At 73.9% G+C, this 13,139-nt stretch carries 11 protein-coding genes; 7 read left to right on the forward strand and 4 right to left on the reverse strand.

Translation table 11 applies throughout. The annotated features are described in order from the left end of the window. The 3 genes from asnB to O3W51_RS39545 form a co-directional block, all read right to left on the reverse strand. Window positions 1–1,486: asparagine synthase (glutamine-hydrolyzing) (gene asnB, locus O3W51_RS39535; RefSeq protein WP_269288686.1), on the reverse strand; the 1,486-nt coding region annotated here is incomplete at its 3' end. Continuing rightward, window positions 1,486–2,337, reverse strand: a complete 852-nt coding sequence (locus O3W51_RS39540) for a hypothetical protein (RefSeq protein ID WP_138353476.1) — start codon at window positions 2,335–2,337, stop codon at window positions 1,486–1,488. The genes O3W51_RS39540 and asnB, both read right to left, overlap by 1 nt. Before the next feature lie 334 nt (window positions 2,338–2,671). After that, window positions 2,672–3,598: a response regulator transcription factor gene (locus O3W51_RS39545; protein ID WP_198359119.1), complete on the reverse strand. Its 927-nt coding sequence runs from the start codon at window positions 3,596–3,598 to the stop codon at window positions 2,672–2,674. Between the two features lie 641 nt (window positions 3,599–4,239). Between O3W51_RS39545 and O3W51_RS39550 the strand changes: the two genes are divergently transcribed. The 6 genes from O3W51_RS39550 to O3W51_RS39575 all read left to right on the forward strand — a co-directional run bounded on the left by O3W51_RS39550 (window position 4,240) and on the right by O3W51_RS39575 (window position 10,481). Beyond that, window positions 4,240–5,190 carry an ABC transporter permease gene (locus O3W51_RS39550; protein WP_198359120.1) on the forward strand — a complete coding sequence of 317 codons (951 nt, stop codon included), beginning with the start codon at window positions 4,240–4,242 and terminating at the stop codon, window positions 5,188–5,190. Next, window positions 5,187–6,086, forward strand: coding sequence for an ABC transporter permease (locus O3W51_RS39555; protein WP_138353473.1), 900 nt, complete (start codon window positions 5,187–5,189; stop codon window positions 6,084–6,086). The genes O3W51_RS39550 and O3W51_RS39555 overlap by 4 nt, the downstream gene beginning before the upstream one ends. Further along, on the forward strand, window positions 6,083–6,901 hold the full coding sequence (locus tag O3W51_RS39560; RefSeq protein WP_198359121.1) for an ABC transporter ATP-binding protein: 819 nt from the start codon (window positions 6,083–6,085) through the stop codon (window positions 6,899–6,901). Before O3W51_RS39555 ends, O3W51_RS39560 begins: the two co-directional genes overlap by 4 nt. Then, the gene (locus O3W51_RS39565) at window positions 6,898–7,695 is read left to right on the forward strand and encodes an ABC transporter ATP-binding protein (protein WP_269288687.1); all 798 of its coding nucleotides are present in this window, start codon (window positions 6,898–6,900) and stop codon (window positions 7,693–7,695) included. The genes O3W51_RS39560 and O3W51_RS39565 overlap by 4 nt, the downstream gene beginning before the upstream one ends. Before the next feature lie 78 nt (window positions 7,696–7,773). After that, complete coding sequence (locus tag O3W51_RS39570) at window positions 7,774–9,408, forward strand: ABC transporter substrate-binding protein (RefSeq protein WP_138353472.1); 1,635 nt, start codon at window positions 7,774–7,776, stop codon at window positions 9,406–9,408. Between the two features lie 47 nt (window positions 9,409–9,455). Further along, window positions 9,456–10,481: an LLM class F420-dependent oxidoreductase gene (locus O3W51_RS39575; protein ID WP_138353471.1), complete on the forward strand. Its 1,026-nt coding sequence runs from the start codon at window positions 9,456–9,458 to the stop codon at window positions 10,479–10,481. A gap of 43 nt (window positions 10,482–10,524) precedes the next feature. On the opposite strand, the gene O3W51_RS39580 is transcribed toward O3W51_RS39575, so the two are convergent. After that, window positions 10,525–12,660, reverse strand: a complete 2,136-nt coding sequence (locus O3W51_RS39580) for a tetratricopeptide repeat protein (protein WP_138353470.1) — start codon at window positions 12,658–12,660, stop codon at window positions 10,525–10,527. Between the two features lie 49 nt (window positions 12,661–12,709). Here O3W51_RS39580 and O3W51_RS39585 point away from each other — a divergent pair, with 49 nt between their 5' ends. Continuing rightward, window positions 12,710–12,889 (forward strand): hypothetical protein, encoded by a 180-nt coding sequence (locus O3W51_RS39585; protein WP_198359123.1) that lies wholly within the window; start codon window positions 12,710–12,712, stop codon window positions 12,887–12,889. Window positions 12,890–13,139 lie beyond the last annotated feature (250 nt).

Consider the following 13,139-nt stretch of genomic DNA (forward strand, 5'->3'; position numbering starts at 1 on the left):
TCCACAGGGACTCCACCAGCCGGTGGTCGCAGAACGGCACCCGCACCTCCAGGCCCACCGACATGCTCACCCGGTCCACCCGGTCCAGCAGCGGCGGGAGCCAGCGGGTCAGCGCGAGATGGAAGACCTCCCGCAGCCGCCGGTCCGGTCCGGTCTCGCCGTCCAGCCGCGGCACTTCGGCCAGCGACCGCCGGTACGCCTCGGCGGTGTACTCGTCGGGGCGTACCTCGGCGCGGACCTCGGGGCGCAGCAGCGCGGCCGGGGTGGTGCGGCCGTGCAGCCAGGGGAAGGTGTCGGCGGCGAGCGCCCGCGCGTCGTGGAAGTAGGGGTAGCCGCCGAAGATCTCGTCGGCGGCCTCGCCGGAGAGCGCCACCGTGGAGTGCCGCCGCACCTCGCGGAACAGCAGGTGCAGCGAGGCGTCCATCTCCCCCCAGCCGGGCCGGTCCCGGGCGCGCAGGACGGCGTCGCGGGCGTCGAGCATGTCGTCGTCGGGGACCACGACGGAGGTGTGCCGGGTGCCGATGTGCTCGGCGGCGGCCTGGACGTACGGGGCGTCCAGGGTGGTGCGCCAGGCGTCCGGGGTGCGTTCCTCGCTGCCGGGGAAGTCCACCGAGAAGCTGGTGACCTTGCCCTGGCCGGCCCGTTCGCGGGCGCCAGCGGCCAGCGCGGTGATGGCGCTGGAGTCCACGCCTCCCGACAGCAGGGTGCACAGCGGGACGTCACTGAGCAGCTGGCGCTCGACGCTGTCGGCGAGGAGCGCGCGGACCGTCTCCCGGGTGGTCGCCGGGTCGTCGGTGTGCGGCTGTGACTCCAGCGCCCAGTAGGCCGACTGCCGGGTCGCGGACCTGCCGACCGTCACCACGGTGCCGGGGCGCACTTCGTGCAGACCGCGGAAGAGTCCGTGGCCCGCCGTCGGCGCGGCCGGGAGGGCGAAGAGTTCGGCGATGCCCTCGGCGTCCAGTTCGGCCCGGAAGAGCGGGTTGGCCAGGACGGCCTTGGGCTCGGAGCCGAACAGCACCCCGCTGCGGTGGGCGTGCCAGTACAGCGGCTTGATCCCCAGGTGGTCGCGGACCAGCAGCAGTTCCTCGCGGCGGGTGTCCCACAGCGCGTACGCGAAGATGCCGTTGAACCTGCGGGGTGCCTGGTCACCCCACTGCACGTGCGCCCGCAGCACGACCTCGGTGTCCGACGCGGTGCGGAACTCGTGCCCGAGGGCCCGCAGTTCGGCGCGCAGCTCGCGGTAGTTGTAGAGCTCGCCGTTGTAGCTGATGACGGCGCGCGGAAGGGGGAGGTCCCGCAGCGGCTGCACACCGCCGTCGAGATCGATCACCGAGAGCCTGCGGTGCCCGAGTGCGGCGTACTTGGAGAGCCAGACACCGTCGGCGTCCGGTCCCCGGCACGCCAGGGTCTCGGTCATGGCCCGCACGGTCCGCTCCCTGGTACGCAGGTCGGTCTCCCAGTCGACCCATCCCGTGATCCCGCACATCACGCCTCCCGCGCGTTGACGGGGAGGGTGACGTCGCCGGCCGGGGCGTCGGCCTCCCAGCGGCAGCCGTGCCCGGTGGGTCCGCTGCGCAGCCGGTGCGAGGGACGGTAGCCCTTGGCCCGGATGTTGGCGGACAGCGCCTCCGTGCAGTAGGTGCACGGCGAGGCCAGCGTGAGGCGCACTCCACTGCGGCGGGCCCGCTCGCGGTAGTCCCAGATCGCGCAGTGGGTGATGGTCAGCGCCGCGTGGTCGGGGCCTTCGGGTGCGTCGGAGTCGAACTCGTAGTCGGAACCATAGAGTTCGGCCTGCCGGGCGATGCGGTGGATCGGGTCGGCGGCGCCCCGTCCGTGGTCGGGCTCGACCGTGCGGTGCACCTCGGCGTTGGCACCGGCCCACCCGGCGAGCGACTCCTCGCCGTACCGGGTGACGAGGAATCGCTCCATCAGGGCCTGGCCGCGGAAGAACACCCGTTGCCAGGCTGCCGAGTCGGTGTCCCGCGCATCGGGCAGATCGGCGAAGAGTTCGGCCTGCAGCGCGAACCAGTCGGTCAGATGGAGATGGTCGCCGCGCGCCGCCAGGAACGAGGTGAGTCCGGCCTCGGCCTCGTGCAGGCGCTGGCGCCACAGGGCCGAGCGCTCGTCCTCGGGCATCGACCGGTACGCGGGGCGGTACGGGGCCGGGTAGGGGAGGTCGTACGGGCCGCCGGCCGCCGGGAGCGTGCTGCCGTCCGCGGAGCGCGACTCCCCCAGTACCGCGGTGCGCGGTCCGGGGACGGTCCCGGCGCCCGCGCCGCGTGGAGTGGGTTCCTGGGGTCCGGTCCGTGCGATGGCTGCCTCGGGCACATCGCTCATCAGGGTCTCCTTCTACAGGTTCTACGGGGACGGGTCGTGCGGGACCCGGGACCCCGGGCTGTGCGGCCGTCGCGGGTCGGGGGGTACGGACCCGGGATGCGGACCCGGGGTGCGGGTCGCGGCGGTCTCGGTCGTCGGCAACGCTACGGAGCGGCACCCCGTGGCCAGAAGCCCCGAACGGAGCGGGCCGGGGCGACCTACGGAGCCCACGGCTGCTCCTAAGGTCGCCCCGCTCCGGCCGGGCCCGGACATGCCGAAGGCGGGCACCCCGCACGGGTGCCCGCCTTCGGCAGTGGTACGGCCGCCGCTCCGGTACCGGAGCGGCGGCAGTCGATCAGCCGGCCAGGCCGTGCCGGTGCGCGTAGAGCGCCGCACGCAGCCGGTCGGACTGGCCGATCTTGCGCATCGCCTGGGTCAGGTGCTTCTTGACAGTGGCCTCGGCCAGCGCGAGCTCGCGCCCGATCTCGGCATTGCCCAGGCCCCGGGCCAGCTGGGAGAGCACGTCGTGCTCCCGGTCCGTCAGTCCGCAGTGCTGCGGCGGTGACTCAGCGGCGTGCCCGGCCAGGCTGGCCAGGTGCACCCGGGCCGACGGCGGGGCGGGCAGGAAGACCGCGCCGCCCGCGGCGGCGGTCGCCACCGCGCTGATGATGCGGTCCTCCGGCAGGTCCAGCGGGAAGCAGCCGTTCGCCCCGGTCAGCAGCATCCGGCTGGCCTCCGCCGTGCTCTCCGCCCGGCGCAGCAGCAGCACCCGCGCGTCGGGCGCCCCGTCGGCGCCGCGCAGTTCGACCACGGCGGCGAGGTCGTCAGCGAGTGTCGCGCCGCCGCCCAGCAGGATGACGTCGGGCTGTACTCGTCGCACGCCCTCCACGGCGCGCAGCGGGTCACCGGTGCTGCTGCCCACCACGGTCATCCCCGGCACGCTGGCCAGGACGCTGCGCAGTCCGGCGCTGGCCACCGGGTGCCGCTCCACCAGGAACACCCGGGTGGTGTCGGAGGCCCGGTCCGCGGCCACGGTGCACAGCGGATGCCCGCAGGAGCAGGCCGGTTCGGCGGCGGGGCGGCGTACCGGACCGCCGCCGGCGGAGAACGCGTCGGGCTCGGCCAGCAGTTGGTGTCCGGCGATGAGGTCCAGCGGATTGTCGATCTCGATGTGCAGCGCGTCCGTCGTGGCCGGCCGGGCCGGGGCGGACGGGCCCCGCCGCCCGGACTGCCGCCGGTTGCGTCCGGAGCACGGGTCGGCGAGTTCGGTCAGCGTTCCCATCGGGAACCTCCGGACCGGCGTGGCGGGTTGACGGTACGGGCGGGCTGTCCGGCCCGGCCGGCTGGTCGACGGGTCAGGTCGCGGATGTCGTGCGGCATGGCGGTGCGGTCCCCTCGGAGGTGACGGAGCCGGTCCCTGGCGGGACGACGCGGCGATAGGACGCGGGTTCCGCCCTGTTCCATGACGGTTCCGTGGTCCCGGGAACGTCACTGACGGATCATCAGAGGGGCGGCTGGCCGCTGCTGGAGGAGGGGCGCTGCCGGGCAGCCAGGGGCTGGGCGGTCAGCGCCGGGCGCCGGGGCGACATGTCTCGTCGAAGCACCTGCGGTGCCACGAGCCGCAGATGCCGACCAAGGTGAAGTCGGTGCGCCGGATAGCCATGCGCGCAGGGTAATTCCGTACGCGAGTACGGGTCAAGGTCGGTCCACGACCCGTGCCGCGGGGCAGCGTGCTGATCCGCACCCCGGATCCTATGACCACAGGTAACCGCATGAACGCCTGGCTGGCTGCCGCCCGGCCGGCTGAGCCACCTTCTTCCCATCGGCCGGAGTGACCGGCCCTGGAAGGACCACGCTCATGCCAGCCCCTGCCCGTCTCCCCGTCGCCCGGCCGCCGGGCGCCCCGCTCCGGCCGGTGCCCGCATGAGACGGTTCCTGATCCGGCGGCTGCTGCTCGCGGTGCCCACCCTCGTCGGTGTGACGCTGGTGGTCTTCGCCACCGTGGCCCTGGTGCCCGGCGACCCGGTCAGCGCGTTCCTGGGCCCCGGGGCTCCGCCGCAGGCGCACCAGGAGCTGACCGACCGTCTCGGCCTGGACCGGCCGCTGCCCGTGCAGTACGCCGACTGGCTGACACACGCGCTGCACGGCGACCTCGGCACGTCGATCGCCGGCCAGCGCCCCGTCGACCAACTGCTGCTGCCGGCAATGGGCCAGACCCTGATCCTGTCGGCTGCGGCGTTCACGCTGGTCCTCGTCGGCGGAATCGTGCTCGGTGCCGTCGGCGCCCTGCGGCCCCGCGGTCCGCTCGGCAGGGTGTCGGGCGCGCTGAGCACCGTGTCGGTCTCCGCCCCGCAGTACTCGGTGGCGCTGCTGCTGATCGCCGTCTTCGCGGTGCGGCTCGGCTGCCTGCCGGCCGGCGGTACGCATGACGTCTTCGGCGACGGCGGCCTGCCGGACCTGCTGCGCCATCTGATCCTGCCCGCCGTGGCGGCCGCCCTGGTGCCGCTCGGCCTCACCGCCAAGGTGTTCCGGGCCGCGCTCGGTTCGGTCCTCGCGGGGGATCTCGCCGACAGTCTGCGGGCCCGCGGGCTGAGCCGTACGGCCGTGCTGCGGCACTGCGTGCACAACGCCTCCCCCGCGCTGCTCACCATCGGCGGCCTCCAACTGGCCTATCTGCTGGAGGGCGTGGTCTTCGTGGAGACGCTCTTCGCCTGGCCCGGCCTCGGACATCTGCTCTACGACGCCCTCACCGCACGCGACCTGCCCCTCATCCAGGGCGGCGTCCTGGTGGTCGCGGTGGCCTTCGTCGGCGTCAACATCCTGGTCGACACCGCCCACGCCTGGATCGACCCGCGCGTCCGGAGCCCCCGATGACCGTGCTCCGTACCGGTACCTCCGCCCGAGGGCGGCTCCCCTTCCGAGCCCTGCGGGCCGCCGCACTGCGACGTGACGCCGGGCTGCTGCTGCCCGCCGCACTCGCCGCGCTGCTGCTCCTGGTGGCCGTCGCCGCACCGCTGATCGCCCCGTACGACCCGGTCGCCGGATCACTGCGGGTGCGCCTGCTCGACCCCGGCAGCCCCGGCCATCTCCTGGGGACCGACGGGCAGGGCCGCGACGTGCTCAGCCGGCTCGTCTGGGCCGCCCGCCCCTCCCTGATCGGCGGGTTCGTCCCGGTGGCGATCGCCGCGACGGCAGGCACCGCGCTGGGCATCGCCGCCGGGCTCGGCGGCCGGGTCACCGAACAGGCGCTGCTGCGGTCGCTCGACGTGCTGTACGCCTTCCCGGGCATCCTGCTGGCGATGACCATCGCCACCCTGATGCCGGCGGGCCTCGGCGCGACCGTGCTCTCGCTGTCGGTGGTGCTCACCCCGGCGGTGGCCCGGGTCGCCCATACCGAGGTGGCGCGGATCCGCACCGCCGAATACCTGGAGGCGGCCAGGGTCAGCGGAGCCGGCCGCACGCTCGTCGCCGTACGCCAGGTCCTGCCGGTCGTCGCGCCGGTGATCCTGGCCTACGCCTCGTCCCTGATCGGGCTGTCCGTGGTGTACGCGGCCGGGCTCTCCTTCCTCGGCCTCGGCGTCCCGCCACCCACCGCCGAATGGGGAGCGATGCTGGATGACTTGCGTCCCAGCCTGCTGACCCACCCCGGTGTCGCCGTCCTTCCCGCGCTCACCATCCTCATCGTCTCGGTGGTCTGCAACACCCTCGGCGAGGCCCTGCGGCGCCGCATCGGCGACACGGGTGACCTCGCCGCGGAGGCGGTCCGATGACCCCGCACGCGCCGCTGGCGACCGGCCGACCCGGGCTGCTCGTCGAGGAGTTGTCCGTCGACCACCCGGGCCGGGACTCCCCCGTGCACGCCGTGGACGCCGTGTCGCTCTCCGTCGAACCGGGCGGTGCGCTGGTGCTGCTCGGTGAGTCGGGCAGCGGCAAGACCACACTCGCCAGGACCGTGCTCGGGCTGCCCGGCCGGAACGCCCGGGTCACCGGCCGGATACGACTCGGCGGGACCGATCTGCGCGCGCTGACCGAGCGGGAGTTCTCCCGGGTGCGGGGCAGCCGGATCGGCTATGTGCCGCAGGATCCCACCGGTTCGCTCGATCCGCTGCGCCGCATCGGTCCGCAGATCACCGAAGTCCTGCGCCGGCACCGCGTGGTCACCACCCGCCGCGCGGCCCGGGACGCCGTACCCGGGCTGCTGACCACGGCGGGGATCCCGGAGCCGGAGCGCATCGCGCGCAGCTTTCCGCATGAGCTCTCCGGCGGGCTGCGCCAGCGTGCGGCCATCGCTCTCGCGGTCGCCTGCGAGCCCGAACTGCTGATCGCCGATGAGCCGACCACCGCGCTCGACGCGCTGGTCCGATCGCAGATCCTGGATCTGTTCGGCAGTCTGCGCAGCAGGCACGGTATCGCGGTACTGCTGGTCACCCACGACCTGTCGGTGGCCCGGCGGGTGGGCGGACAGGTGGCGGTGATGCGCGCCGGGCGCATCGTCGAGTCCGGCCCCGCCGGCCAGGTGCTCTCCCGGCCGGCGCACTCCTTCACCGCCGAACTCGTCGCGGCCCGGGCGGGGGCACGCCGATGAGCGTCAGCGCGGGGACCGGCCACGAGGACACTCCCCTGCTTCATCTCACCGACGTCACCAAGCGCTACCCGGGCGGGCGGCTCGCGCTGGGAGGGGTCCGTCTGGGCGTCGGGCGCGGCGAGACGGTCGGCCTGGTCGGCGAGTCCGGCTCGGGCAAGTCCACCCTCGCCCGACTGGCGCTGGGGCTGCTCGCCCCCGACACCGGTTCGGTCCGCTTCGCCGGCCACGACCCCCACCGGCTCCGCGGCCGGAGCGCACGTGCGGTACGCGGACGGCTGCAGTTCGTTCCGCAGAATCCCGGCGGCTCGCTCAACCCCGGCCTGCGGGCCGGGGAGGCGGTGGCGTTCCCGCTGGGCCTGCACGGCGTCCCGCGACGGGACCGGCCGCAGGCGGTGGCCGCCCTCTTCCAGCAGGTCGGGCTCGACCCGGGGCTGGCCCGGCGGTACCCGCGCGAACTGTCCGGCGGTCAGCTGCAGAGGGTGGCCATCGCGCGCGCCCTGGCCCCCGGCCCGGAGCTGCTGGTCTGTGACGAGCCCACCTCGGCGCTGGACCGCACCGTTCAGGCACAGGTCCTGGACCTGCTGGTGGAGCTCCAGGACCGCACCGGTATCGGGTGTCTGTTCATCTCCCACGACCTCGCGGTCGTCCGGCACCTCGCCGACCGGGTGCTGGTCCTACGGCACGGACAGGTGGTGGAGGAGGGGCCGGTCGCCGACCTGTGGCGGGCGCCCCGCCATCCCTACACCCGCGCTCTGCTCGCCGCCGCAGGCGACGAACCGGCCGATCTCCCCTGACCGTTCGGGCCGCCCCCGCCCGATCCATTTCCTTGTACCCGTCGACACCGACATCTCCACCGACCCCGAGGACTCACGATGACGCACCACCACGCCACGCCACGCTTCCGGCGCAGAACCGGGGCCCTGCTGACCGCGGGACTGCTGCTCGCGGCTGCCGGCTGCGGATCGGCGGCCACCACGACGGGTTCGGACGGTCCGGGTGCCTCCGACACCAACGGCCGGGGCGGCACACTCGTCATCGGCGCGACCGGCAAGCTGCCCAACCCCGACACCGTCATCGGCGGCGCCGGATTCGAGGGCAAGCGCCTGGTCGGCTTCCAGCTGTACGAGGGCCTCACCCGTTACGACCTGTCCAGGACCGACGCGCCCCCGGAGATCACCGGCGCGCTCGCGGAGTCCTGGAAGGTCGCGGCCGATGCCAGGACCTGGACCTTCACCCTGCGCAAGGGCGTGAAGTTCCAGGACGGCACCCCCTTCGACGCCGACTCGGTCGTCTTCAACCTCGACCGGTACCTCGACAAGCACAACGCGCAGTGCACCGACGCGCTCGGCGCCGCCGCGCAGGAGTACGCCGGGGACATCGCCACGTACCGCAAGGTCGACGCCGACCACGTCGAACTGGTCACCACCGCGCCCAACGGACACTTCCCCGAGGACCTCGCCCATGTCCTGATCGCGAGCCCCACCGCCGTACGGAAGTACGGAACGGCCGACTTCGGGCAGCACCCGGTCGGCACCGGGCCCTTCGCGTTCAGCTCCCAGACCGCCGGGCAGGAGATCGACCTGGTCGCCTACAAGGGGTACTGGCGCGGTGCGCCGAAGCTCGACCGGCTGGTGATCAAGTCGCTCCCGGACGTCGCCGCCCGTACCGCGGCGCTGCGCTCCGGCGGCGTCAACTGGATCGAGTACCCCAACCCCGACGACATCGACAGCCTCAAGGCCGACGGGGTGCAGCTCGTCACCAACAGCTACGACCACCTGTGGTACTGGATCCTGGACACGTCGAGAGCACCGTGGAACGACCCGCGGGTCCGGCAGGCGGCCAACTTCGCCATCGACCGCAAGGCGATCGCCGGCAAGCTGCTGCACGGTACCGCCGACCCGGCCTACCAGGCCGCGCCCCGGGCCACCTTCGCCTTCGACCCGGCCGGCGACGCGTACTCCTACGACCCGGCCAAGGCCAGGCAGTTGCTGGCCGAGGCGGGCAAGGCGGGCGGCTTCAGCACCACCGTCACCGTTCCGACCGGCGGCTCGGGCAACCTGCTGCCGGTGCCGATCAGCGAGGCGATCCAGCACGACCTCGCCGCCGTCGGCATCAAGGTGCAGCTCCGCACCACCGACTGGTCGACCCTGATCAGCGCCGAGGCCAAGGGCCAGGTCGCGCTCGGCTCGGACGCGATCGCGCAGTCCACCACCCTGTTCCAGTCCGAGGCGCTGCTGCCGCTCTTCATCGGCAGCAAGAGCCCCTTCTGGACGGGCCACTACACCAACGCGCGGGTGGACACCCTGCTCGCGTCCGCGTCGGCCTCGACGGACCAGGCCAAGCGGCGGGCCGACTACCGGCAGGCGCTGGATCTGGTGACCAAGGACGCGCCGTGGCTCTTCGTGGTGAACGACCGCAATCCGCGGGCGCTGTCACCCAAGGTCCGCGGTCTGGTGCAGCCGCAGTCATGGTTCCTGGACCTGACGACGGTCTGGGTCCGCAAGTAGCCCGGCGCTTCCCGCCGTTCACCCGCCACGAGAGGACCGTCGCCCCCATGACCGCCCCGCACGACCTGCCTCCGCGCCTCGCGGCGGCCCCACCGCGGTGGGGCATCACCCTGCCGCTGCCGGGGCTCACCATCGACCGGCACCGCTTCATCGTCGAACGGCTCCCGGACCTCGGCTACACCGACGTCTGGAGCGCCGAGGGCGGCGGGACCGACGCCTTCACCCCGCTGGCCGCGGCAGCCGCCTGGTCCTCGTCGCTGCGCATCGGCACCGGCATCGTCCCGGTGCACACCCGCGGTCCCGCGGTACTCGCCCAGACCGCCGCGACCCTCGCCCAACTCGCCCCCGGACGGGTGCTCCTGGGGATCGGCGCCTCCGTACCGGCCCATGTCACGGACATCAACGGCATCCCGTTCGACGAACCGTTCAAACGCACCCGGGACGTCCTGCGGTTCGTCACCCGTGCGCTGCGCGGCGAACACGTCTCCGGGGACTTCGACACCTTCTCCATCACCGGTTTCCAGCTGCCGCACCCGCCGGCCGCCCCGGTCAAGGTCATCCTGGGCGCGCTGCGTCCTGGCATGCTGCGGCTGGGGTTCACCGAGGGGGACGGGGCGATCACCAATCTGCTCTTCCCCGAGGACGTCCCCACCGTGCTGAACGCGGTCGGGCCGCAGCCGGCCGGCAAGGAGCTGGTGGTGAAGGTGTTCGTGTGCCCCACCGAGGACACCGACTACGCCCACCGCGCCACCCGCCCCTTCCTTGCGTGGATCCTCAACCGCGAGCCGTACCGCAAGTTCCACGAGTGGCTCGGGCACGGCGAGTTGCTGCGGGAGTCGCACGAACGGTGGGAGGCCGGCGATCCCGAGGGCGCCCAGAAGTCGCTGCCGGACGAGGTCGTGGACGGTCTGTTCATCAGCGGATCGCCCGAGGAGTGCCGGGAGCGGATTCTGCGGTACCACATCCCGGGGGTGACCACGATCCAGCTGTACGTCTCGCTGCCGCCGGAGGTCTTCGTCAGCCGCGCCAAGCTGCTCGACACGCTGGCCCGGCTGGGACCCGCCGCCGGATGAGCGGTGTCTGGTCCGTGGGGGTACGGGTGTGGCTCCGCACGGTCTAGGAGCCGGCGAGGCTGCCCCAGTGCTTCAGCAGCTCCGCCACTTCGCGGGTCCGGGGATGTTCCGCGCCCTGGACCCGCGTCATGTCGGCCAGCAGGGTCGTCAGACGGGTCCTCGCCCCGGCGCGGTCGCCCGCCCTGTCCTGCAGTTCGGCACTCTGCTGCCGGGTTCGCAGCGCCCGGGGATGGTCGGCGCCCAGGATCCGGTCGATGAGCGGCTGGAGACCGGCCAGTTCGGTCACGGCGTCGGCCGGGCGGCCGGTGAGGCCGCTCCAGAAGGCGAGGTTGACGCGGCAGGTGAGGGTCGTCGGATGGTCGGCCCCGAGCGCGCGTTCCGCGTCGTGCGCGGCGGCGGCGAACTCCTCGACCGCCTGCTCGGGGCTGCCTGCCAGGCCCCGCCAGTAGGCGAGGTTGTGCCGGGCGACGAGGGTGTCGTGGTGGAGTGGTCCGGCGGCCGTGCACAGGGCGTCGACGGCCTTGAGGTGCATCTCGACCGCCGCGTCGGGGTCTCCCGCCTCCCCGATCCACCGTCCCAGGTCGGTGAGGGCACCGAGGGTGGCCGGGTCGCCGAGGCCCCGTTCCCGCTCCAGGTCCTCGGCGACCGCGGCGTAGGCGTCACGCGCGGCGACCGCGTCGCCCGCGAGCCCCCGGCACATGGCGGCGTAGCCGCGGGCGTCGAGAGTGAGCGCGGCGCCCGGCCCGAGCGCGCGGGCCGCGTCGGCGGCGAGGGTGGTGAAGGCCTCCGACGCCTCGCCGACCGCGCCCGACTCCATCAGGAAGCGGGCTTCGTGCAGCCGCACGGACAGCGTGTCGGGATCCGCCGCGCCGAGGTTCCGTTCGGCCTCGCTCCGGATCGCGGTCAGCTCGGCGTGGGCGGCGGTGGCGTTGCCGCGGTCACCGACGGCCTGGGCGACCTGCGAGCGGAGGAACAGGACGTCCCGGTGCCCCTCCCCCAGCCGGGCCCGTGCCCGGACCAGTAGTTCGGAGCAGGTGTCCCGGGCGGCGGCGGCCCGGCCCAGACCGGTCAGATGGGGACCGGTACGGCGCAGCACGGGATGCATCCGGCCCTCCCGGAACAGGTCGCCGGCCGTCAGCCGGAGCGCCTCCACATTGCGGTACAGAGCGGCCGCGAGGTCGGGACGGATCTCCCGCGACGCCCAGACCTCTTCCAGTGCGTCCGCCGCCGCGGCGGCCAGGGCCGGCCGGTCACCGGCAGGTACGGTCTCCCGCGCGGCGCGCTGCACCAGGGCGTGCGCCTCGACCGTGGCGGGGCCGCGTTCGCTGTCGTGGGTGACCAGGCTCAGCCGGTGCAGGGCGCGCAGCGCGAGGAGGACGTCCCGTTCCCGCGGCCGGTCCTGCTCCTTGCCGATCCAGCGCCGGGCGGCGCCGGTGTGCAGCACCACCTCGGGTATGCCGCCGGGAGCCAGCATCGCCACCAGTTCCAGCGCCGCGCGGACCGTCCCGGGGTGGGCCAGCGTCTCGGCGCGTTCGAGGGCCGGCCGGAAGGTGCTGGACACCGTCCCGCCGTGTTCGTCGGCCGGGGACGAGGAGGGGAACAGGTCCGCCAGCGTCTCCTGCTGGTCGTCGAGGAGCCGCCGGTACTGCGCGAGGCTCAAGCCTGTGTCGATGACGAACGCCGCCGCCTGGGACAGCGCCAGCGGGAAGCAGCCCAACGCCTCGGCGAGGGACTCCACTCCGGTGTCGTCCTGCGGTCCCGTGATGCTGTCGGAGGCCGGGGACGACGAAGGGCCTGGAGCCGCGCTGAGGCGGGCACGCAGACATCCCGCGGCTTCCTCTGGGGTGAACATCCCGACCCGGATGATCCGGGCGGACGGCCGGATCACCGACGCGTCGCGGCGGCGGGTGGTGACGACGCTCGTCCCGTGGTCGCCGACGGGCCAGATCCCCGCCAGTTCCGCCGGGTCGTCGACGTCGTCCAGCACCACGAGCCACGGCCGGGTGGTCGTACGCAGCCAGCCGACGAACAGGTCCGCCTCCGCCTCCTCGTCCCATCCCCGGTCCCCGCCACCGGCGTCCCGGGCGCCGGCGGCACCCTCGCCGGCCATCACCCGCCAGGCGCGGGCACAGGCCGTCAGTGCCGACTGACGGGACGACGCGGGAACCCAGACCGCCAACTGGCCGCGCTGCCGGGCGCGGTGGAAGGCGGCCGCCGCCAGCTGCGACTTGCCGACCCCCGCCCGCCCCGGTGAGCACGACCTGGCGGACCTGACCCTCCTCGATGGCGGAGTCCAGCGCGCCGGCCAGGTCCGGGCGCTCCCGCAGGGCCGCCGCGTCGCTCGGCGGACGGCCGACGGCAAGGCCGCGCGCCGCTCCCGCCGGGCCCGGTTCCGTTCCGGCACTTGATTCCGCGGCGCCGTTCCGGGCAGGGGAGCGTTCCTCGTAGGCGGCGCGCCACAGCCGTTCCCACTGCGTGATGGACAGCCGGGGAGCCGGTCCCGGCCCGGTTCTGGCCACCGCGGTCTCGACGGCGCGGACCACGGCCACGACGACGTCGAAGTCCCGTGGCACCGACCGGCCGCCGAGCCACTCCCCCAGCCGCCGGGCGTTGACCTCGACCCTGCGCCCCGACGGCAGCGCCGTGCGGCCGGCGCGG

Origin of the sequence: Streptomyces sp. H39-C1, assembly GCF_027158125.1 — a bacterium.
Taxonomy (GTDB): Bacteria; Actinomycetota; Actinomycetes; order Streptomycetales; family Streptomycetaceae; genus Actinacidiphila; species Actinacidiphila fildesensis.

Excerpts from the sequence above, each read along its gene's own strand:
- O3W51_RS39540 (WP_138353476.1), bottom strand. The coding sequence starts at position 2,337 with ATGAGCGATGTGCCCGAGGCAGCCATCGCACGGACCGGACCCCAGGAA.
- O3W51_RS39545 (WP_198359119.1), bottom strand. The coding sequence starts at position 3,598 with ATGGGAACGCTGACCGAACTCGCCGACCCGTGCTCCGGACGCAACCGG.
- O3W51_RS39550 (WP_198359120.1), top strand. The coding sequence starts at position 4,240 with ATGAGACGGTTCCTGATCCGGCGGCTGCTGCTCGCGGTGCCCACCCTC.
- O3W51_RS39555 (WP_138353473.1), top strand. The coding sequence starts at position 5,187 with ATGACCGTGCTCCGTACCGGTACCTCCGCCCGAGGGCGGCTCCCCTTC.
- O3W51_RS39560 (WP_198359121.1), top strand. The coding sequence starts at position 6,083 with ATGACCCCGCACGCGCCGCTGGCGACCGGCCGACCCGGGCTGCTCGTC.
- O3W51_RS39565 (WP_269288687.1), top strand. The coding sequence starts at position 6,898 with ATGAGCGTCAGCGCGGGGACCGGCCACGAGGACACTCCCCTGCTTCAT.
- O3W51_RS39570 (WP_138353472.1), top strand. The coding sequence starts at position 7,774 with ATGACGCACCACCACGCCACGCCACGCTTCCGGCGCAGAACCGGGGCC.
- O3W51_RS39575 (WP_138353471.1), top strand. The coding sequence starts at position 9,456 with ATGACCGCCCCGCACGACCTGCCTCCGCGCCTCGCGGCGGCCCCACCG.